This window comes from Amycolatopsis sp. FU40 (genome assembly GCF_021903635.1).
GTDB classification, from domain to species: domain Bacteria; phylum Actinomycetota; class Actinomycetes; order Mycobacteriales; family Pseudonocardiaceae; genus Amycolatopsis; species Amycolatopsis dendrobii.
In genome coordinates this window covers 4,173,571-4,194,109 of sequence record NZ_CP091381.1, presented here as the reverse complement: position 1 = coordinate 4,194,109, position 20,539 = coordinate 4,173,571, and the positions used below count along the sequence as shown (strand labels likewise).

At 71.5% G+C, this 20,539-nt stretch carries 12 protein-coding genes and 1 riboswitch; of the genes, 9 read left to right on the top strand and 3 right to left on the bottom strand.

The window, feature by feature from the left end:
• Window positions 1-10: 10 nt before the first annotated feature.
• Window positions 11-1,354, top strand: a complete 1,344-nt coding sequence (locus tag L3Q65_RS20055; RefSeq protein WP_237600537.1) for an MFS transporter — start codon at window positions 11-13, stop codon at window positions 1,352-1,354.
• Window positions 1,355-1,416: 62 nt separating this feature from the next.
• Here the strand turns inward: L3Q65_RS20055 and L3Q65_RS20050 are convergent, their stop codons facing one another.
• Entirely contained in the window at window positions 1,417-4,164 is a 2,748-nt protein-coding gene (locus L3Q65_RS20050) for a soluble NSF attachment family protein (RefSeq protein WP_237600536.1), read from the bottom strand.
• Entirely contained in the window at window positions 4,164-5,933 is a 1,770-nt protein-coding gene (locus L3Q65_RS20045) for an HSP90 family protein (protein ID WP_237600535.1), read from the bottom strand. The genes L3Q65_RS20050 and L3Q65_RS20045 overlap by 1 nt, the downstream gene beginning before the upstream one ends.
• Window positions 5,934-6,379: 446 nt before the next feature.
• Between L3Q65_RS20045 and ileS the strand changes: the two genes are divergently transcribed.
• The 8 genes from ileS (at window position 6,380) to L3Q65_RS20005 (ending at window position 18,869) form a co-directional block, all read left to right on the top strand.
• Window positions 6,380-9,541, top strand: coding sequence for an isoleucine--tRNA ligase (ileS, locus tag L3Q65_RS20040; RefSeq protein ID WP_237600534.1), 3,162 nt, complete (start codon window positions 6,380-6,382; stop codon window positions 9,539-9,541).
• A gap of 139 nt (window positions 9,542-9,680) precedes the next feature.
• Window positions 9,681-11,072 carry an amino acid permease gene (locus tag L3Q65_RS20035; RefSeq protein WP_237600533.1) on the top strand — a complete coding sequence of 464 codons (1,392 nt, stop codon included), beginning with the start codon at window positions 9,681-9,683 and terminating at the stop codon, window positions 11,070-11,072.
• 127 nt (window positions 11,073-11,199) lie between these two features.
• A complete protein-coding gene (locus tag L3Q65_RS20030; protein ID WP_182893347.1) occupies window positions 11,200-12,807 on the top strand; it encodes a penicillin-binding transpeptidase domain-containing protein in 1,608 nt (535 codons plus the stop codon).
• 151 nt (window positions 12,808-12,958) lie between these two features.
• Window positions 12,959-13,654 carry a helix-turn-helix transcriptional regulator gene (locus L3Q65_RS20025; RefSeq protein WP_182893346.1) on the top strand — a complete coding sequence of 232 codons (696 nt, stop codon included), beginning with the start codon at window positions 12,959-12,961 and terminating at the stop codon, window positions 13,652-13,654.
• A gap of 99 nt (window positions 13,655-13,753) precedes the next feature.
• Window positions 13,754-15,232, top strand: coding sequence for a potassium/proton antiporter (locus L3Q65_RS20020; RefSeq protein WP_237600532.1), 1,479 nt, complete (start codon window positions 13,754-13,756; stop codon window positions 15,230-15,232).
• Window positions 15,233-15,328: 96 nt separating this feature from the next.
• Window positions 15,329-15,443, top strand: a riboswitch (SAM riboswitch).
• Between the two features lie 40 nt (window positions 15,444-15,483).
• Window positions 15,484-16,815 (top strand): aminotransferase class V-fold PLP-dependent enzyme, encoded by a 1,332-nt coding sequence (locus L3Q65_RS20015; protein ID WP_237600531.1) that lies wholly within the window; start codon window positions 15,484-15,486, stop codon window positions 16,813-16,815.
• A 522-nt stretch (window positions 16,816-17,337) separates the two neighbouring features.
• The gene (gene lspA / locus L3Q65_RS20010; RefSeq protein WP_182893342.1) at window positions 17,338-17,946 is read left to right on the top strand and encodes a signal peptidase II; all 609 of its coding nucleotides are present in this window, start codon (window positions 17,338-17,340) and stop codon (window positions 17,944-17,946) included.
• A complete protein-coding gene (locus L3Q65_RS20005; RefSeq protein ID WP_182893341.1) occupies window positions 17,943-18,869 on the top strand; it encodes an RluA family pseudouridine synthase in 927 nt (308 codons plus the stop codon). The genes lspA and L3Q65_RS20005 overlap by 4 nt, the downstream gene beginning before the upstream one ends.
• A 54-nt stretch (window positions 18,870-18,923) precedes the next feature.
• On the opposite strand, the gene L3Q65_RS20000 is transcribed toward L3Q65_RS20005, so the two are convergent.
• Entirely contained in the window at window positions 18,924-20,288 is a 1,365-nt protein-coding gene (locus L3Q65_RS20000) for an AsnC family protein (RefSeq protein ID WP_370648196.1), read from the bottom strand.
• Between the last annotated feature and the right edge of the window lie 251 nt (window positions 20,289-20,539).

The following is a 20,539-nucleotide window of genomic DNA, read 5'->3' as shown; positions in this document are numbered from 1 at the left end:
TGCTGGACCCATGCGCACCGCGATCTTGTTCACCATGTGCGCCGGGATGTTCCTGGTGCAGCTCGACGTGACCGTCGTCAACGTCGCCCTCCCCGCGCTCGGCAGCGAGCTGAACGCGGATGTTCCGCAGTTGCAGTGGGTGGTGGTCGGCTATTCGGTCGTGCTCGCCGCTTTGCTGCTGGCCGGGGGAGCGCTCGGCGACGTCCTCGGGCACCGCGGCGTGGTGCTGACCGGGCTGGCCGTTTTCGGGGCTGCTTCGGCGGCGTGCGGGCTGGCGCAGTCGGCGGGCTGGCTGGTCGCGGCTCGGGCGGTGCAGGGGGCCGGGGCGGCGTTGTTGCTGCCGGGCACGATGGCGGTGATCACCGGGACGTTCCCCGGCCGTACGGAACGGGCCCGGGCATGGGGGATCTGGGCCGGGATTTCAGCGCTCGCCCTGCCCGCGGGACCGTTGCTGGGCGGGATTCTCGTGCAGACGGCCGGATGGCGGCCGGTGTTCTGGCTGAACGTCCCGATCGTCGCCGCGGCGGCCGTCGCGACGCGGCGGTTGGTGCCGCCGGACGTCCGGAAACGGGGCCGCGTGGACGTTCCCGGGGCGGCGACCGCGGCGTTGGCACTCGGCTCCGGGGTGTACGCAGTGATCGCGAAGACGCCGTGGGTCGGACTGCTCGCGGTGGCGGCGGCAGTGGCGTTCGTAGTGGTGGAACGGCGTTCGGCGGCGCCGATGCTGCCGTTGCCGCTGCTGCGCTCGCGGCAGACGGCGGGCGCGAACCTGGTGTCCGCGGCGATGAACTTCGTCGGCCTGGGTTCGGTGCTGGTGTTCACGCTCTACTTGCAGGACGTCCTCGGCGCGGACCCGATCGCCGCGGCCGCGGCGATGCTGCCGATGTTCGTCCCGATGGTGCTGCTCGGCCCGGTCTCCGGACGGCTCACCGCGAGGTTCGGCCCGCGTCCGCAGATCGTGGCCGGGCTCCTTCTCGGCGTCGCGGCGATGCTGAACCTGCTGCGGATCGGCCCCGGCACCGGGTATTGGACGCTGCTCCCGACGCTGTTCGTGCTCAGCGTCGGAATGGGACTGCTGACCGCCGCCGTGGTGACTGCCGCGGTCGCCGACGCGCCGGATGAACGCGCGGGCATCGCGGGCGGGATCAACAACGCGGCCCGGCAGGCGGGCGGAGCGCTTGGGGTGGCGGTTTTCGGTGCGGTGGCGGGAGAACCAGCGGCGCGCGGGTCGTTTGTGCACGGCCTGCACTTGCTCGGGTTGATCTCGGCGGGGCTGTGGTTCGCGGCTGCGGTGCTCGCGGTGGTGACGGTGCACGGGCGGGTTCGGGGCAAGCGGCTTGAGCCCACGGGGTGAGCCGCGGCCGGGACGATCTCCGTCGGGCCCGCCGGAAAACCCGTGGGCCCGACGGAGATCGCTTACTCCTCGTCGAGATTCGCCAGGAGGTATTCGAGCCGTTCGATCTGCTCCGTCGCCTCCGGCGGCAGGCCTTCGATCGCGGCCTCCGTCGCGGCTCGCGCTTCGGCGGGGCGGCCCAGCTCGACCAGCAGCTGAGCGCGCAGGCCCGCGGCGATCGCCGCCTCGGTGGTCGCGCCAAGGGCCAGGAACAGTTCGACAGCCGCGGTCGCCCGGATCAGCGCCTGGCCGGGCTGTTCCGCGGAAGCCAGCAGTTTGCCGCCGTTCAAGGCGACCATGGCTCGTTCCCAGAGGACCGGCGGCTCGTCGCCTTCGAGGTCCGCGGCGCTCTTTTCCGCTTCGGCCAGCACCGAGAGGGCCTGGTCCGATCCCTTCGCCCACTGCCACGACAGCGCCGCCTGGCGGAGGTTGCGCACGGTGTCGACCGGGATTTCGGCCGTCCTGAAGTGCTCCGCGGCGCGCTGGTAGGACTCGGCGGCCTCGCCGTCGCGGTCGAGTTCGTCGAGGATGTCGCCGATGGTCTCGGCCGCCTGTCCGGCCGCGGGCTCGTTGCCTGCGGCGGCGAAATGCCCGAGCACCTGCTCCAGCAGGGCCAGCGCCGGATCCCGCTGGCTGAGCGTGCGGTGCGCCCCGGCGAGCAGGTAGCGCGCCCTGGCCAGTTCGTCTTCGTCGCCGCCCTTCTCCAGGACCTCGATCGCGGACTCGGCGGCGTCGGCGGCGGTCAGCGCGTCCCCGGCGCGCCCGGCCGCGGCGGCCAGCCCCAGCTGGGCGAGCGCGGCCCCGGTCACGTCTCCGGCCTCGGCCAGGTCGGCGACCTCGCCGCGGTAGTGGTCCGCCGCCTCCTCCGGCAGGTCGAGGTCGGACGCGAGCAACCCGAGGGTGTGCCGCACCTGGGCGCGCAGGCCCGGAGTGACGGCGGACTCGGCGCGCCGCACCGTGGCGTAGGCCGTCTCGAGGTCGCCGGTCGCGGCGGTCATCCGCCCGGCCATGAGCCGGGCCCACGCCGCCTGATCGGCGAACCCGGCTTCGGCGAACAGCTCCGCCGCGCGACCGGCCGGTTCTCGCGCCTCGTCCAGACGGCCACTGCGGGCGGTGAGTTCGCCGCGCAGCAGCAAAAGCCGGGCGGTCAGGTCCGCGGGTACCTCAGCGGCGACGGCGGCGTCGGCGCGGCCGAGGATCTCGAACGCGGCGTCGAGGTCGTCGGTCGCGGCGAGCGCCATGGACCATCGCAGCAGTGCGCGGACGTGCTGTTCCTGATCGCCGAGCCCGGCGAGCGCCTCGGCCGCGCCGGAGAGCGCGACGAGGGCGGCTTCGGGCTCGCCCAGCTGGTGCCGGACGAATCCGGCCTTGCTCGCCGCGGCGTGCCGGGCGACCTCGTCTCCCTCGGCCGCGAACAGTTCGGCCGCGCGCAGCCAATCGCGCTCGGCGGCTTCGGGGTCGGCGTCCACGGACGAACTGGCGGATCCGGACAGCCGCCGGGCGAGCAGCGATCCGGCCGGTTCCGGGCACAGTTCGTCGAACTTCGCCCAGACAGCTTCGGCAGCCGCGTCTTCACTGCGCCGGAGGTGCTTCTCGGCGAGGTCGGCCAGCTCCTCGGGAGTGTCCGGAAGCGACGGTGCGGCGGACTTCCGCGGCGGGGAAGCAGGACGCGGGCTGGTCAAGGACAGCGGAAGGTGGTCCACGATCGGCTCTGCGGCGAGGACGGCGCTGACCAGGTCGCTCTGCTCGCCGGTCCCGTTCCGGGCGTCGAAGCGGGCCGCGATGCCCAGCGCGCGTTCGGAAAGCTCGTCGTGCAGTGCCTGGACGGAACTCTCGCCGCCGGGCCGCCGCACGGCCGTGCCGCCGTGCCCGGACTCGGCGACCAGCCGCAGGTTCAGCGCCGCGGCCGCGCAGAACTCCATTTCGACGAACGGGGAGGGCGCCTCGTCCAGCCAGCCGAGATGCCGTTCGAGGATTTCCAGCCCGCGCACGTGGTTGCCGGTGCGGGCGCAGAACCGGAGGTGGTGGGGGATGAGGTACACGTTCAGCCGGTTGTGCCGGATGGTGCGGTAGGCCTGCCGGTGCGCACTGGCCGCCTCCTCCAGCCGTCCGGTGCGGACATAGGGGAGCAGCAGCGCGGAGAGGATCGCGTTCGGCTGCTCGGTGCAGGTGAACGTGCCGCCGACCACTGGTTCGGCCACCGCCACGGCTTCTTCGAACCGGCCGTAGCGGCTCAGGTAGGCGACCTTTTCGGACGGTTCGCAGCCGATGCAGTCCGACATCTCGCCGCGCGGCGCGGCATTCCAGAGCCGGTACTGCTCGGCGGCGGTTTCGTGGTCGCCGACGTGCCGCGCCACGAGCTGCCGGTGCTGGTGCACCGGGTTCATCGTGTGCCCTGCCGCCCGGTACCGGCGCTCCATGTCGTCGAGCACGGCGTAGGTGCGGTCCAGCGGCACCTCGGGAAAGTCGGCCAGAGCCGCGACAGCGGCTTTGAACGACCAGAAAAGACTGTGGTCCCAGTCCTCGTCGCCCTCGCCCTGGTCGCGCTTGGCGAGGCACCAGGCGAACGGCACGAACGCCTTCGCGGGCTCGTCGCCCTGGTTGTACGCGCGGATGAGCGAAATCCGGGCGGCGTACCGCAGTTCCGGAGTTCCCTCGGCGTCGGCGGCCCGGACCAGGCTCTCCGTCTCGGCGATCTGCCCCTTGCCGAAGGGCAGGCTCCGGGAGGACCACAGCCGGCTCCACAGCTCTTGTTCGGTCGGTGCGGCCATCAGTTCTCCCCGTTCGGGACGGCGTGGTCGAGAAGGCCGAGGAAAGCCCGGTTGAGCAGGGCTGAGTCGGCGGGCCGGATCGGATGCCTGCCGAGCAGCAGCGCCTGGCCGTAGAGGGATTCGACGGCCAGCGCGGTCAGTTCCGCGTTCTCCAACCGGGAAATGCGCCGCACCAACGGGTTCCGGTAGTTGAGCACGAGCTGCGGGCGGTCCCGTTCCGGCTTTTCGAAGGCCGAGAGCACCCCGGCCCACAGTTCGTCGACGGTCTCCTTGGTCGCGCGCAACTCGCCGGCGAACGCGGCGGCACGGTCGACGAGATAGAGCACCGGGAGCGACGCGGGCTCGAACTCGCGCACCACCACTTCGCAGCCGAGCCGGTCGACGCAGCGTTGCGCGGCCGCGACGAACGGACGGACCGCCAGGGCGGTGTCCGGGTCGAGATCGGCGAAGGCGGTGGTGAGGTCGCTCGGATCGAGCCGGTCGACGCGCACCTCCGGTTCGAGCGCGCGGACGCGTTCGACGAGCTCGCTGTCGTAGGTGTAGCCGCCGTTGATCACCGGCAGGTTCTGCGCGGCCGCGACACCGGCGAGCTGGTCGAATTCGTCGGCGGTCGCGCAGTAGCGGAGCACGCCGTAGCGCGCGCGGAACTCGGCGAGCGTCATCCGGCCGACGTTCGTTTCCAGCGGCCACCACTCGTCGACCAGCCGCAGCATGTCGTCGTCGTGCAGCGCGAGCGCTTTGACCCCGAGGTGGTGGATCTTGAGGAACTGGTTCAGCCGCTGCGGATTCGTGGCGGAGAGCCCGACGAGCCAGCCGCGCAACTGCTCGCCGAGCGCTTCGCGGGTCGCGGCGAGCTGATCGTCGTCATACAGCGCTTCGCGGCTCGCGGTGGGCCGCAGCTCGCCCGTGTCCACGACGCAGCGCGCGAAGAACGCCCAGTCCGGCAGCAGTCCGGGCGCGTTCTCCGCGAGCAGCATCCGCTTGAGGTACACGCGATGCCCGGCTTGCTCGGCCGGGTTCGCCGGGAACGGAAGCACGTAGGCGACGCCGGTCAGCCCGGCCTCCGGCACGTCGAGGTCGACGATGTCGAACGGAGTGAAGCCGAGCACCTCCTGCGCGTAACCGACGAGGTCCGCGGAACGGTGCCCGGGGGAGCGCTCGTCGGCCTGCCACGGGACGCCGGGGCCGCTGATCGCCTTGCCGTTCACGGTGATTTCGAACGGCAGCATCGAGCCGTACAGCGTCGCGAGATCGACGACGGTCTCCGGCACGAACCACTGCTCGGCGCCGCGGCGCGCGGTGAGGGTGACGGTGGTGCCGATCGTGTCCCGTTCGCCGGGGCCGACGGCGTAGGTGCCGTCCGCGCGGCCGGTCCACGAGACGGCGGGAGCGCCGGTCGCGGAGCGGGTGACGACGCGGGTTTCGTCGGCGACCAGGAAGGCGGACAGCAGCCCGATTCCGAACTGGCCGAGGAAATCCCGCCGGCCGTAGCCGAGCTCGTCCCGTTTGGAGCTGCGGCCGATCGTCGCGAGCAGTTCGTGCACCTGCGCCTCGGACAGGCCGATGCCGGTGTCGGCGATCCGCAGCGTCCCGCCGGCGACGTCGATCGCGATTCCGGCGGGCGCCGCATCGTCGGCCGCCCGTCGCGCGGTGACCGCGTCCACGGCGTTCTGGAGCAGTTCCCGCACGTACACGCGCGGACTGGAATAGAGGTGCTGGCTCAGCAGGTCGACGACCCCGCGAAGATCCACCTGGAAACTACGGTTCACCCGTGCTCGACTCCTGTGCTGTGGTGTGGGCGGGACTTCTGCCCGGCGAGTCCGCGCCCGCCGCCCGGCCGTCACCGTATCGGCGAGACCCGGTGCCGGACACCGGGTTTTTCCCCGCGGCGCGCGCAATCGTTACCTGGTTTCCCGGCACCGGCCCCGCGGCGGGCGAGCACGGCCGGGGCAGGGCGAAAGCGAATTGCGCGACGGGTTAACCTTGAGTCAGCAAGGCGTCGATCCGGCCATCACCGGGGAGCCTCCGGAAGAACCGGGCGTTCGCCGCCCGCAGTAGAACCGGACGGGTGCGGCCCGTGACAGCCGTGCGAACGAGTGGCCCGGGAGCAGCGTGCCGGGCAAGCGGGGTGGTACCGCGTGACGCGCGAGCGTCTCGTCCCCGTGTGGACGGCCGCCGGCCGCCCGTACGAGCGACGAACGCAAGGAGCACCCGGATGTACCCCCAGGCTTCGCCGGGCGGAGAGACCACGGTCCCGTCCCAGCCGTCGTTCCCCGCGCTGGAGGAGAGCGTCCTCGCGTACTGGGAGAGCGACCGGACCTTCCAGGCGACGATCGACGCGCGTCCCGAGGGCACGAACGGCGACAACGAGTACGTCTTCTACGACGGCCCGCCCTTCGCCAACGGCCTCCCGCACTACGGGCACCTGCTCACCGGATACGTCAAGGACATCGTCCCGCGCTACCAGACGATGAAGGGCAAGCACGTCGAACGGCGGTTCGGCTGGGACACCCACGGCCTGCCCGCCGAACTCGAGGCGATGCGGCAGCTCGGGATCACCGAGACGACCGAGATCGAAGAGATGGGCATCGCGAAGTTCAACGAGGCTTCGCGCGAATCCGTGCTGCGCTACACGGACGAATGGCGCGACTACGTGACCCGCCAGGCCCGCTGGGTCGACTTCGACAACGACTACAAGACGCTCGACGTCACCTACATGGAGTCGGTGCTCTGGGCGTTCAAACGGTTGTGGGACAAGGGACTCGTCTACGAGGGCTACCGCGTCCTGCCTTACTGCTGGCGCGACGCGACGCCGCTGTCCAACCACGAGCTGGGCATGGACGCCGACGTCTACCGCAACCGGCAGGACCCCGCCGTCACGGTCGGGTTCCGCCTGGAGGGCAACGACAACGACCTCGACGGCACGTACCTGCTGATCTGGACCACGACGCCGTGGACGCTGCCGTCGAACCTCGCCACCGCGGTGCACCCCGAGGTGCAGTACGTCGTGGTGGAAAGCGACGGCAAGCGGTACCTGCTCGCCGAGGAGCGCGTGGCGGCGTACGCCCGCGAACTGGGCGAGGAACCGGCCGTCGTCGCGCGCTACACGGGCGAGCAGCTGCTCGGCTCCCGTTACGCGCCGCCGTTCCCGTACTTCGTGGGCACGGAGAACGCGCACCGCGTGCTGTCCGCGGACTATGTCACCACCGAAGACGGCACCGGCGTCGTGCACATCGCGCCCGCCTACGGCGCCGAGGACAAGGTGGTCACCGACGCGGCCGGGATCGCCCCGGTGACGCCGGTGGACGACCACGGCAAGTTCGACGCCACCGTGCCGGACTACGCCGGGCAGCAGGTGTTCGACGCGAACCCGAACATCGTGAAGGACCTCAAGAACGGCACCGGCGGCGCGGCGGCGCAGGGCGCGGTGCTGCTGCGGCACGAGACCTACGACCACTCGTACCCGCACTGCTGGCGCTGCCGGAACCCGCTGATCTACCGCGCGGTGTCGTCGTGGTTCGTCGCGGTGACGCAGTTCAAGGACCGGATGGTCGAGCTGAATCAGCAGATCACCTGGTACCCGGAGAACGTCAAGGACGGCCAGTTCGGCAAATGGCTGGAGAACGCCATCGACTGGTCGATCTCCCGCAACCGCTATTTCGGCACGCCGATCCCGGTGTGGCGAAGCGACGACCCGGCCTACCCGCGCATCGACGTCTACGGCTCGCTCGACGAGCTGGAGGCCGACTTCGGCGTGCGGCTGGACAACCTGCACCGGCCCTACATCGACGAGCTGACCCGGCCGAACCCGGACGACCCCACCGGCAAGTCCACCATGCGCCGCGTGCCGGACGTGCTCGACGTGTGGTTCGACTCCGGGTCGATGCCGTATGCCCAGGTGCACTATCCGTTCGAGAACCGCGAATGGTTCGAGCACCACTACCCGAGCGACTTCATCGTCGAGTACATCGGGCAGACCCGCGGCTGGTTCTACCTGCTGCACGTGCTCGCGACCGCGCTGTTCGACCGGCCGGCGTTCCGCACCTGCGTGTCGCACGGCATCGTGCTCGGCTCCGACGGCCAGAAGATGTCGAAGTCGCTGCGGAACTACCCGGACGTCAACGAGGTCTTCGACCGCGACGGGTCCGACGCCATGCGGTGGTACCTCATGGCGAGCCCGATCCTGCGCGGCGGCAACCTGATCGTGACCGACCGGGGCATCCGCGACGCGGTGCGCCAGGCCGTGCTGCCGCTGTGGAACTCGTACTACTTCCTTGCCCTGTACGCGAATGCCGAAGGTAAGCAGGGGCAGTGGCGCACGGATTCGACGCATCTGCTCGACCGGTACGTGCTCGCCAAGACGCACGAACTCGTCACCGACGTCGAGTCCGCGATGGACGGCTACGACATCGCGGGCGCGTGCCAGACCGTGCGCGACTTCCTCGAGGTGCTCACGAACTGGTACGTGCGCCGGTCGCGCGACCGGTTCTGGGCGGGCGAGCAGGACGCGATCGACACGCTGCACACGGTGCTGGAGGTGACCTGCCGGGTCATCGCCCCGCTGCTGCCGCTCACCACCGAAACGGTGTGGCGCGGGCTGACCGGCGGCCGTTCGGTGCACCTCACCGACTGGCCGAACGCGCTCGACCTGCCCGCCGACGCGGCGCTGGTGACCGCGATGGACAAGGTGCGGCAGGTGGCGTCGTCGGCGCTGGCGCTGCGCAAGGCGAACAAGCTGCGGGTGCGGCTGCCGCTGGCGAAGCTCGTGGTCGCCGCCGAGGACGTCGAACCGCTGCGCGGGTTCACCGAGATCCTGCGGGACGAGGTGAACGTGAAGTCGGTGGAGCTGACCACCGACGTCGCGGCGCACGGCACGTTCGAGGTCGCGGTGAACGCGCGGGCGGCCGGGCCGCGGCTGGGCAAGGCCGTGCAGCAGGTGATCAAGGCGGTCAAGGCGGGCGACTGGACGACGAACGTGTCCGGCGCGGTCGTGGCGGCGGGCGTCGAACTGGTCGAGGGCGAGTACGACCGGCGCCTGGTCGCGTCCGGCGGCGGCGCGGCGGCGGAACTGCCCGGCGGGGCCGGTCTGGTCGTGCTGGACACCGAGGTCACCGAGGACCTGGCGGCCGAGGGCCTCGCCCGCGACCTGGTCCGCGTGGTCCAGCAGGCCCGCCGCGAGGCCGGTCTGGACGTCGGCGACCGGATCTCGCTGACCGTGGACGCCACCGCCGAGGTGACGGCCGCGGCGCGCAAGCACGAGGAGTTCGTGGCGTCCGAGACGCTGGCGACGTCGGTGTCCTACGGCGAGGTGGCCGAGGGCTTCGACGGCACGGTGGGCGAGGGCGTGAAGGTGCGCGTGGCGGTCGCGAAGGCGTGAAGGGAAGCGGTCTTGCTCCGGGTGAGATGCTCGGAGCAAGACCGCGTCGGCGAAGTCCTCGGCTTGTCGCGTCGTGTCTCAGCTGACTCCTGACGGACCGAGCGACGGTGCCCGGGGGAGCGTCTGCTAGGGATTCCCCATGACTTCAGAAGCCGCCGCCGAACCGGCCGCCGAGGGACTGGCCGCCGGGTTGCGCCAGCGGCACCTCGCCATGCTCGCGATGGGCGGCGTGATCGGGTCGGGACTGTTCGTCAGCTCCGGCGTCGGGATCAAGCTCGCCGGGCCCGGCATCGTGCTGTCCTTCGTGCTCGCGGGCACGCTCGCGATGCTGGTCATGCGCATGATGGCGGAAATGGCCGCCGCGATCCCGTCCAGCGGGTCGTTTTCGGTGCACGCCGAGCGCGCGTTCGGGCCGTGGGCCGGGTTCGCGATCGGCTGGCTGTACTGGGCCGCTTTGGTCGTCGTGCTCGCCGTGGAGGCGACCGCGGCCGCCATCATCGTCAACGGCTGGCTGCCCGGCATTCCGCAGTGGGCGCTGGTGCTGATCTTCATGGCGGTGCTGACCGCGGTCAACTTCACGGCGGTGTCCCGCTTCGGCGAGCTGGAGTTCTGGCTGGCGCTGATCAAGGTCGTCGCGGTCGTGGCCTTCCTGGTCCTCGGCGTGCTCGCGTTTCTCGGCGTGCTGCCGGGAACGTCCTTCGTCGGCACGGCCAATCTCCTCGGCCACGGCGGGCTGCTGCCCCACGGGTGGCAGGGCGTCGGCACCGGTTTGCTCGCGGTGGTCTTCACCTTCGGCGGCCTGGAAGTGGTGACCATCGCGGCCGCCGAATCCGACGATCCCGCGCACGCCGTCGGCAAGGCGGTCCGCAACGCGGTCGTGCGGATTTCGGTGTTCTACATCGGTTCCATGCTGGTCATCGTCTCGCTGCTGCCGTGGCCGAGTGTCCAAACCGGACAGAGCCCGTTCGCCGCGGTGCTCGAACGGATCGGGATCCCGGCGACCGGGCAGGTCATGAACGTGGTCGTGCTGTTCGCCTTGCTGTCCACGCTGAACACCAACATGTACGGCGCGGCCCGCATGGTGTACTCGCTGGCGCGCCGCGGCCACGCGCCGCGCGCACTGACCAGAGTGGACCGCAACGGCGTGCCCGTCTTCGCTGTCGCGGCCTCGGTGCTCTTCGGGTTCGTCGCCGTGGCGCTGAACGCGCTCTGGCCGGACACCGTCTTCCAGTACCTGCTCAACGCGGTCGGCTCGGTGCTGCTGATCGTCTGGATCCTGGTCGCCTGCACGCAGTTGCGGGTGCGCAAGCAACTCGAACGCACCGCGCCGGAAAGCCTCACCGTGCGCATGTGGGGCTTCCCGTACCTGACCTGGGCGACGCTCGCCGCGATGGTCGCGATCCTGGTGGTGATGGCCGGCGACGCCGGCGCCCGGATCCAGCTGATCAGCTCGGACGTCCTCGTCGCGGTGCTGGTCGTGGCCGGGATCTGCTGGCAACGCGCCCGCCGGGAAGCCGAACAAACTGTATAACGACCTATACGGCTCGGCGTTGATCACGAATCTGTCGCATTCCCCGAGGTAACACCCGCTTCCGCGCGGCGATGGAAAGCTGAGCGAGGGACGCGGGCGGACCGCGTTGGGCGAGGGGGAGGCGACGGTGAGTCCTGCCGGGAAGAAGGGCGTGCTGATCGGGGGCGCGCTGGCCGTGATCGCGATCGTCGTGGCAGCGTTCGTGCTGCTCAACGGCGAGGGAACGACGGCGGCCGCACCGGATACGGGTTCAGGGACGTCGCCGACGGCCGCGGAGCCGAGCGATCCGACGTCGGCGGCCCGCACGTACCTGCTCGCCTTCGCGAAGAAGGACCCGGACGCCGCCAGCAAGGCCACCGACGCTCCGATGGACGCCTCGGCCGCGCTGCAGGACGCGTGGGCGACGCTGCGGCCCAAGGAGCTGACCGCCAAGCTCGGCGACGTCGGCGCGGCGCAGGGCGACAAGGCCACGGCGGGCTACACGATCACCTGGAACCTCGGCACCGGCCACGTCTGGACGTACACCGGCAGCCTCGGTCTCGTCCAGGCGCAGGGCGCATGGCGGGTCCACTGGGCGCCGACGGTGCTGCACCCCAAGCTGGAAACGGGGCAGCGGCTGGCGATCGCGTCCTCGGACGTCCCGGCGGTGGTCGACCGCGACGGCAAACCGCTCGTCGTTTCCGGCGGCGGCGGGCTGAAGCTGGCTGACGACAAGGCGTTCCCGCTGCTCCGTTCGGCGCTCACCGGGCACGGGCAGGCGTCCCAAGCGTTCGCGGTCGAGCGCGTGGACGCTTCGGGCAAGAACCTGGAGGCGCTGTTCGGAAACCCCGAAGGCGACCGCAAACCGGCCGCCACCGGGCTCAGCATCGCGACGCAGAACGCGGCCCAGGCAGCGGTCGACGGGTATCGCGGCAAGGCCGTTCTGGTCGCCATCCAGCCGTCGTCCGGCGACTTGCTCGCGGTGGCGCAGAACGGCAGCGTCACCAACGCCGCGTCGGCGTTCAGCGGCCAGTACGCGCCGGGGTCGACGTTCAAGATCGTCACCGCGACCGCGGCGCTGGAAGCCGGGCTCGTCACGCCGGATTCCTCGGTTCCGTGCCCGCTGACCGACCGGATCGGCACCCGCACGCTCTCCAACGAGGGTTTCGACCTCGGCACGACCACCGTGCACAAGGCGTTCGCGAAGTCCTGCAACACCACGTTCGGCAGGCTCGCGTCGCAGCTGCCCGCCGATGGGCTCGCGAAGGCGGCCACCCAGTTCGGTCTCAACGCGGATTTCGGGATCGAGGGCCTTTCCTCCGAAATGGGCCGCGTCGACCCGGCAGCGAGCCCGGACGAGCAGGTCGAGGACGGCATCGGCCAGGGAAAGGTGCAGGTCAGTCCGATGGGAGCGGCGGTGATGGCGGCGACCGCGGCGTCCGGGCACGCGGTCGTGCCGCGGCTGTGGGAAGGCGGGACCAAGGTCAACACCGGCTACCAGCCGCCGTCCGGCTCGGTGCTGGCGGCGCTGCGCGGGATGATGCGCGAGGTCGTGACCGGCGGCACGGCGACCGGCCTGGCGCACTCCGGCTCGGTGTTCGGCAAGACCGGCACCGCGCAGTTCGGGTCCGGCGCCGAGGCGCACGGCTGGTTCGTCGGCTACCGCGGCGACCTGGCGTTCGCGGTGTTCCTGGAGGGCGCCAACGACTCCAAACCGGCCGTCTCGCTGGGCGCGAAGTTCCTCGACGCGCTGTAGGGGCTCGTGAGTGCTGATCACGGTTCTTACCGCGATCAGCACTCACGAGCCGCCTCCAGGAGCCCGGGTGTGCGGCGGGGGCGCACGCCACGGCTGCTGAGCAAACGTCAGTTCGGCCGCGGCCGAAGTGTCGCCGTTCTACCGTAGGGACATGGAAACCGTCGCACTGGCCGAAGTCGCCGCTGTGCTCGCCGATCCGAGCCGCGCGACTATGTGTCTCGCCCTGCTCGACGGCCGTGCCTGGACGGTGGGCGAACTGGCCGCCGCGGCGCGGATCGCGGTCTCGACGGCGAGCGAGCACGTGACACGGCTGGCCGAGGCCGGGTTCGTCGCCCGGGTGAAGCAGGGGCGGCACGCGTACGTGCGGCTGGCGAATCCGCGGGTCGCGGAGCTGATCGAGCATTTGGCGCAGCATGCCGAACTGAAACGGCCGTCCGGGCTGCGGACTTCGTTGCGGGTGCAGCGGTTGTCGTTCGCGCGCAGTTGCTACGACCATTTGGCCGGGACGCTCGGCGTCGCTTTGCGGGACGGGATGGTCGAACGGGGCCTGATCGACGTGTCGGACGGGCTCGCGCTCACCGACGCCGGACGCGACGTCCTGGCCGGTCTCGGCGTCACCGTGCCGGATCGGCCGCGGCGGCCGCTGCTGCGCGACTGTCTGGATTGGACAGAGCGGCGGGAGCACCTCGCCGGCGCGGTTCCGGCGGCGGTGCTGGAGCGGGCGGTCGAGGCGGGCTGGCTGACGCGGGACCAGCAGCGCGCGGTCCGCGTCCTGCCGGGCGCGAGGGGCCCGTTCGCCGCGCTGGGTGTCGATCTCGCGACGGTGAGTGCCGCCGAGGCGTCGTAACACACCTGCGAGGTCCCCCGGACCGGTGGTGCGCGCTCGGGAACCGGACACTGCCTCACTATTCTGGACGCCTGCGGGCGACGGGAGGGAGGCGGGCGAGTGGACGAGCTTCCCATGGTGCTGGGCGTCGGAGCGCTGGTTCTGGTCGTCTCGGTCGTCGCGGTGCGCGTGTCCATCCGGCTCGGATTCCCGTCGCTGCTGCTGTATCTCGGGATCGGCGTCGTGCTCGGCGAGGCCGGGTTCGGCATCCGCTTCGACAATCCGGCGCTCACCCAGTCCCTCGGGCTCGCCGCGCTCGTCCTGATCCTCACCGAGGGCGGGCTCACCACGCGCTGGTCCGCGGTGAAACCCTCGCTGGGGCCCGGAATCCTGCTGTCCACAGTGGCCGTGGTGATCAGCATCGCGGTCACCGGCGCGGCATTGCACTGGCTGCTCGGCCTCGACTGGCGGCTTTCCCTGCTGTGGGGCGCGGTCCTCGCGTCCACCGACGCCGCGGCGGTGTTCTCCGTGCTGCGCACGGCCGGGGTCGGCAAACGGGTCGTCGGCGCGCTGGAGCTGGAATCCGGCATCAACGACGCGCCCGCCTACATCGCGGTCGTAGTGCTCGCGTCCGGCGAGGCGGTCGACTGGTCGCTGCCGCTGCTGGTGGTCTACGAACTGCTCACCGGCCTCGCGCTCGGCCTCGCGTTCGGCTGGCTGGGCGCGCAGGCGCTGCGCCGGGCCGCGCTCCCGGCGACCGGCCTGTACCCGCTCGCCACGGTCGCGGTGTGCGTGCTCGCGTACTCCTCGGGCCAGCTGGCGCACGCGTCCGGCCTGCTCGCCACGTACGTCGCCGGTCTGGTGCTGGGGAATTCCAAGCTGCCGCACCGGTCGGACACCCTGTCGTTCGCCGAAGGGCTCGGCTGGCTCGCGCAGATCGGGCTCTTCGTGCTGCTCGGCCTCTTCGCGTCGCCGACCCGGCTGCTCGAAGCGCTCGTCCCGGGCCTCGTCGCGGGCGCGGTGGTGCTGCTGCTCGCCCGGCCGCTCTCGGTGGTCCTGTCGCTGCTGCCGTTCCGCTTGCCGTGGCGGGAGCAGACGTTCCTGTCCTGGGCGGGCCTGCGCGGTGCGGTGCCGATCGTGCTCGCGATGATCCCGCTGTCGGAAGGCGTGCCCGGCGCGCAACGGCTGGTGGACGCGGTTTTCGTGCTCGTCATCGTGCTCACCGTGCTGCAGGGCGCGACGCTCAGCCCGCTCGCGCGGATCCTCGGGCTGGCGAAGGCGACGCAGGCGCACGAGATCGAGGTCGACGCCGCGCCGCTCGACGAACTCGGCGCGGAACTGCTGCAGGTGCGCATCCAGAAGGGGTCGAAGCTGCACGGCGTGTACCTGTCCGAGCTGCGGCTGCCCGCCGGGGCGACGGTCAGCCTCGTGGTCCGCGGCGGGACGGGCTTCACCCCGCAGAAAACGAGCCGATTGCAGGTCGAGGACCAGCTTCTGGTGGTCACGACCGCCGCCGACCGCGACGCGACCGAACGGCGCATCCGGGCCGTCGACCGGGCCGGCCGCCTCGCCCGCTGGCACGGGGAATCCGGGGCCTGATCCTTCTGTCCTTTGTGGACACTACTTGTGACTGCCGTCTCAGATCACGGGACGGGTCTGGTTTCCCGCGCGAGTTTTCCGCTATCGTCGGGTTCAGGTCATGAGTGCCAGCGCGAAGCCCCGGCTTGCTGGCCGGCAACCCTCCTACCGCGGTGGGGTGCCCCGGGTGAGGACCAGGCCGGTCGCGCAGTGCGGCGGGCAAGCGCGGGCCCCTCGCCGGGGGTCCCCCGGAACGCCGAGGAGGCGCCGTCATGACTCTCGCACTCGACCGGTCCACGGAAACTGTTGTCGCTGCTGTTCCCGCTGTCGCTGGTGCGACGCTGCGGGTCCCGCTGGTGACCGGCGGCGACATCGGCTACGCCAACCTCGACCACGCGGCGAGCGCGCCGTGTCTGGACGCGGTGCGCACGGCGGTCGACGAGTTCCTTCCCTGGTATGCCAGCGTGCATCGCGGCGCGGGCTTCGCTTCGCAGGTCTCGACGCGGCTGTACGAACGGACCCGGGACGTGTTGCGCCGGTTCGTGGACGCGCGCACCGGCGACTCGGTGATCTTCACGCGCAACACCACTGACGCGTTCAACCTGCTGGCGAAGGCGTTGCCGCGCAAGACTTCCGTGGTCGTGTTCGACAGTGAGCACCACGCGGCGCTGCTGCCGTGGCGGGGTCCGAACGTCCGGCGCGTGCAGTTGCCGCGGACCCGGCTCGCCGCGGTGTCCGTTGTGGACGAAGCGCTGGCGGAATGCCCGCAGGGGCCGCGATTGGTGGTCGTCGCTGGTGCCTCCAATGTGACTGGCGAACTGCTGCCGGTCGCCGAGATCGCCGCGGTGGCCCGGAAACACGGCGCCCGGGTGGCCCTGGATGCCGCGCAGCTCGCTCCGCATCGGCGGATTTCGTTGCGGGAGCTGGATGTCGACTACGTCGCGCTGTCCGGGCACAAGCTCTACGCCCCGTTCGGGGCTGGCGCGCTGATCGGCCGCAGCGACTGGCTGCGTGCCGCGGAGCCGTACCTGGCCGGTGGCGGTGCTACGAAGCTGGTGACCGAGGAAGCCGTGGTGTGGAACAGCGGCGAGGAGCGGCACGAGGCCGGGTCGCCGAATACCGTTGGCGTGTATGCGCTTGGGGTGGCGTGCGAGCAGCTGGCGGCTCAGTGGGATGCCGTGGGTTCGCACGAGGCTGCGTTGCTGGAGCGGCTCCGCAAGGGGCTCGAGGGCTTGCCCGGATTTGCCGAGCTGCGGTTCTTTGACGCGCCGGTGGACCGGGTCGGCACGGTGAGCTTCGTGGTCGACGGCTTCGAGCCGGGCTGGCTGGCCGCGGTGCTGTCGGCTGAGTACGGGATCGGCGTGCGGGACGGGGCGTTTTGCGCGCACGTGGCCGCCCGGCGGTTGATCCGTGAAGCCGGGAGCGAGGGCCAGCAGGCGGTTCGGGTGAGCCTCGGGCTGGGGAGCACCGAAGAGCACGTGGACCGGTTGGTGCTCGCGCTGCGGCAGATCGTGGCCCGGGGAGCCCGGTGGGAGTACGCGAAGGTGGACGGGCGGTGGGCGCCGGTCGGGGACACGCGGGAGCTGCCGCCGTTCTGCGCCTGACGGCGCGGGGGTGCTGGGCCTGGCGCGGCAGGAAACTTGACCACAACGCGGGATCGGCTTAAGGGCGATCCCGCCGCGGCGGCGGAGCCGACGCCATTAAACACAGTGCGGAAGATGATCGCGTGCAGGTCGTTCAGCAGGCCGCGTTCGCTGAGCTGGCCGTTGAGCAACAGCCGGGCCAGATGGGTGAACGCGGCGTCAGCCGCGTCGGCCACCGCGGGAATGGGAGTGCGGCAGTCGGCCAAGGCCGCCTCCTGCACGTCGTGGATCTCCCGCGGTTCGGTGCGGGACAGGCCCGCCAGACGGCGCAGGTGCTCGCCGTCCTCGCCGTCGGCCAGCCAGTGGGCTGCCCAGAGCGGGAGGTCGTCGGTGGGAGAGAGGTCGAGGGCGATCCAGGCCGCGGCCGCGGCGGGGCTGGGGATGTCGGCGGGCACGGAGCCGATGATGGCGGGCGAGGGGCGTGCGGGGCGACTGAATTCGGCCGCTGTGACCTGCTCGGGCGCGGTTGTGGACAATGGGGGTGTGAGCACCGATCCTTCGCCGTCCGAATCCGAGGTCGAGCCGTCTGCGGAACCGCCTGAGCGGGAGGCTGCCGAGGACGCCGTGCCGCTGCCCAAGCGGCGCGTCTGGGTGGTGTTCGCGGTCGCGGCGCTGCTGTGGGCGATCGACCTGATCACGAAGAACCTCGTCGTCGCCAACCTCGAGGGCAAGGAGCCGAAGCCGATCCTCGGCGGGCTGATCTACTTGCAGGTCATCCGCAACCCGGGAGCCGCGTTCTCGATGGCGACCGGCATGACGTGGGTGCTCGCGCTGGTCGCGATCGGCGTCGTGATCGCGATCGTGTGGATCTCGCGCAGGCTGCGCTCGGTCGGCTGGGCGATCGGCCTCGGGCTCGTGCTCGCCGGCGCGCTCGGCAACCTGACCGACCGGTTCTTCCGCGAGCCGGGACCGCTGCGCGGCCACGTCGTCGACTTCATCTCCGCGTTCGCGCCCAACGGCCAGGGCTTCGCGATCTTCAACATCGCCGACTCCGCGATCTGCGTCGGCGGCGCGCTGATCGTGCTGCTGTCCCTGCTCGGCAAGGACTACGACGGCACCTCCACCCGCGGCAAGAAGAAGGAATCCGAGTGAGCGCGCGCATGCTGCCCGTCCCCGACGGGCTCGACGGGATGCGCGTCGACGCCGGCCTCGCCAAACTGCTCGGCCTGTCCCGCACCGCGGTCGCGGACCTCGCCGCGGCGGGCGACGTGCTCCTCGACGGCCGTCCGGCGGGCAAATCGGACCGGCTGGCCGCGGGCGGACTGCTGGAGGTGACGCTGCCGGAACCGGAACGTCCGGCGGAAATCGTCGCGGAGCCGGTCGAAGGCATGAAGATCCTGCACGATGACGACGACATCGTGGTGATTTCGAAACCGGTCGGCGTCGCCGTGCACCCCAGTCCCGGCTGGACCGGCCCGACGGTCGTCGGCGGCCTCGCCGCGGCCGGGCTGCGCATCTCGACCTCCGGCGCGGCCGAACGACAGGGCGTCGTGCACCGCCTCGACGCGGGCACCACCGGGGTGATGGTGGTGGCGAAGAGCGAACACGCGTACACCGTGCTGAAGCGGGCGTTCAAGGAACGGACCGTCGACAAGGGCTACCACGCTGTCGTGCAGGGCCACCCGGATCCGACGCGCGGCACCATCGACGCTCCGATCGACCGCCATCCGCGGCACGACTACAAGTTCGCGGTCGTCGCGGGCGGACGGCCGAGCGTCACGCACTACGAGGTAGTCGAGGCGTTCCGGGCGGCTTCGCTGGCGCACGTGAAGCTGGAAACCGGCCGCACGCACCAGATCCGCGTGCACTTCTCCGCGCTGCGCCACCCGTGCGCGGGCGACCTGACCTACGGGGCGGACCCGGTGCTGGCCAGGAAACTCGGCCTGACGCGGCAGTGGCTGCACGCGCGGACGCTCGGTTTCGCGCATCCCGCGGACGGCCGGTGGGTGGAGTTCGAGGCGGAGTACCCCGACGATCTGGCGAGTGCGCTGGAGATCCTGCGCGACGGGAACTAGTGGCCTCGTGAGTGTTTTTGCCGGTTCCAACCGGCATGAACCCTCACGAGCCGGCTAGCCGACGGCCCAGGTCAAGGTGCGCTCGTCTGGCTCGGGCCGGGGGCTCCAGCGCACCGAGACCACGCGGGTCGCGGTGGGAAGCACGTAGACGGTGTGCCCGCCGAGCGTCTCGCCCGGCTGCACGCCGATCTTGTGCGGCGGCCGGGAGGTCAGCGAAACCGGGGCCTTCGCGATGGTCTCGCCGCTGTCGGTGACGAGTTCCAGGTAGTTGTCGGGCAGCGACGCGAACGGGATCGGCCCGCGATTGGTGATCTCGGTGTGCACGACGACCGCGCGCTCGCCGTCCTCGAGCCGGTAGCCCGCCGCGCCGAAGAGGAAGTCGGCGGGATCCTGGACCTCCAGCAGTTGCACGGAAAGCTGTTCCCCTTCGAGCCCCTGCGACTGCATCGTCTCGCCGATCCGCCCCTGCTTGGCCGGCGCCGCGGCGGGCCGGGGTTCGTCGCCGCGGGCCCAGGACGCGGTCTGCGGAACGCCCCACGTGCTGACGACCGGATCCGGGGCCGGGTACGGTCCATTGTGGACGCTCGGGCCGGCGGGCGGCAGCTGCCCAGGGCTGTACGCGCCGGAGACGCCCGGCCCGGCGGGAATCCCGTTCGGTCCAGGGGGATACGCGCCCGAAACCCCGGGAATCCCGGCCGGTCCGGGTGCGTACGCGCCGGACACCCCCGGCGCGTAGCCGCCGGAGGGGCCCGGAATTCCGGTCTGTGCGGGGGGATACGCGCCGGAGGTCCCGGGGCCGGGCAGGCCGGTTTGCCCAGGGGAGTACGCACCGGAGGTTCCGGGGCCGGGCATTCCGTGCTGTCCCGGCGGATGAGGGCCGGAGTGTCCCGGCATCCCGGGTGAATCGGGACCGGGGACCCCGTTCGGTCCGGGCGGGTGCGGGCCGGAGGCGCCTGGCATCCCGGAGCCTTGCGCGCCCGACGTTCCGCCTCGAACCGGGACTCCCGCCGACGCCGGGCTGTTCATCGGGCCAGGGCCGGAGGGCATGGCGCCCGGCGTCGCACCCGGGCCGGAAGCCATCGGCCCGGGAATCCCGCCCGGGTTCGGTCCAGGCATGCTGCCCGGGTTTTGCCCGGCCGCGGGGAACGGCGCCGACCCGGGCCCGCCCGGATACCCGCCCCCGGGGCCTTGCGGACGCTGCCACGACGCCGGAGCCCCGGAGATCGCCGCGCGGAGACCGTTCGGGTCGCTTTCGACCCCGACCAGCAGCGGCAACCCGCTCCCGGACAGCGCGACCAGCCGGTACGCGACCTCCCGCGGGTCCATCCCGACCTTCGCCGCCAGCTCGTGCACAGCCCCCTTGCCCAGCTCGGCGAGCGCGGCGAGCAGGCGGATGTCGGCGGGATCGGTCACGGCCACTCCGGCAACGCTACCGCCTCGCCCGCCCCGCCCGGCCGCACCACGCGCCCGGCGTGCCCCGCGCCACCGAGACGTCGGCGGAACACCGGCCGGTGCGCACCCGCGAATGCCGGTGCACGGCGATCCGTGAACCGTGCACGCACTGCCCGGCCGTCCCGCCGCCCGCGGCCCCAGGTTCCACGCCCCGGAACGCCGCTGCCCCCGGACGGAGGCCGGCCGCCGAGGACACGGGCGTCCGCACCCCGGTCTCG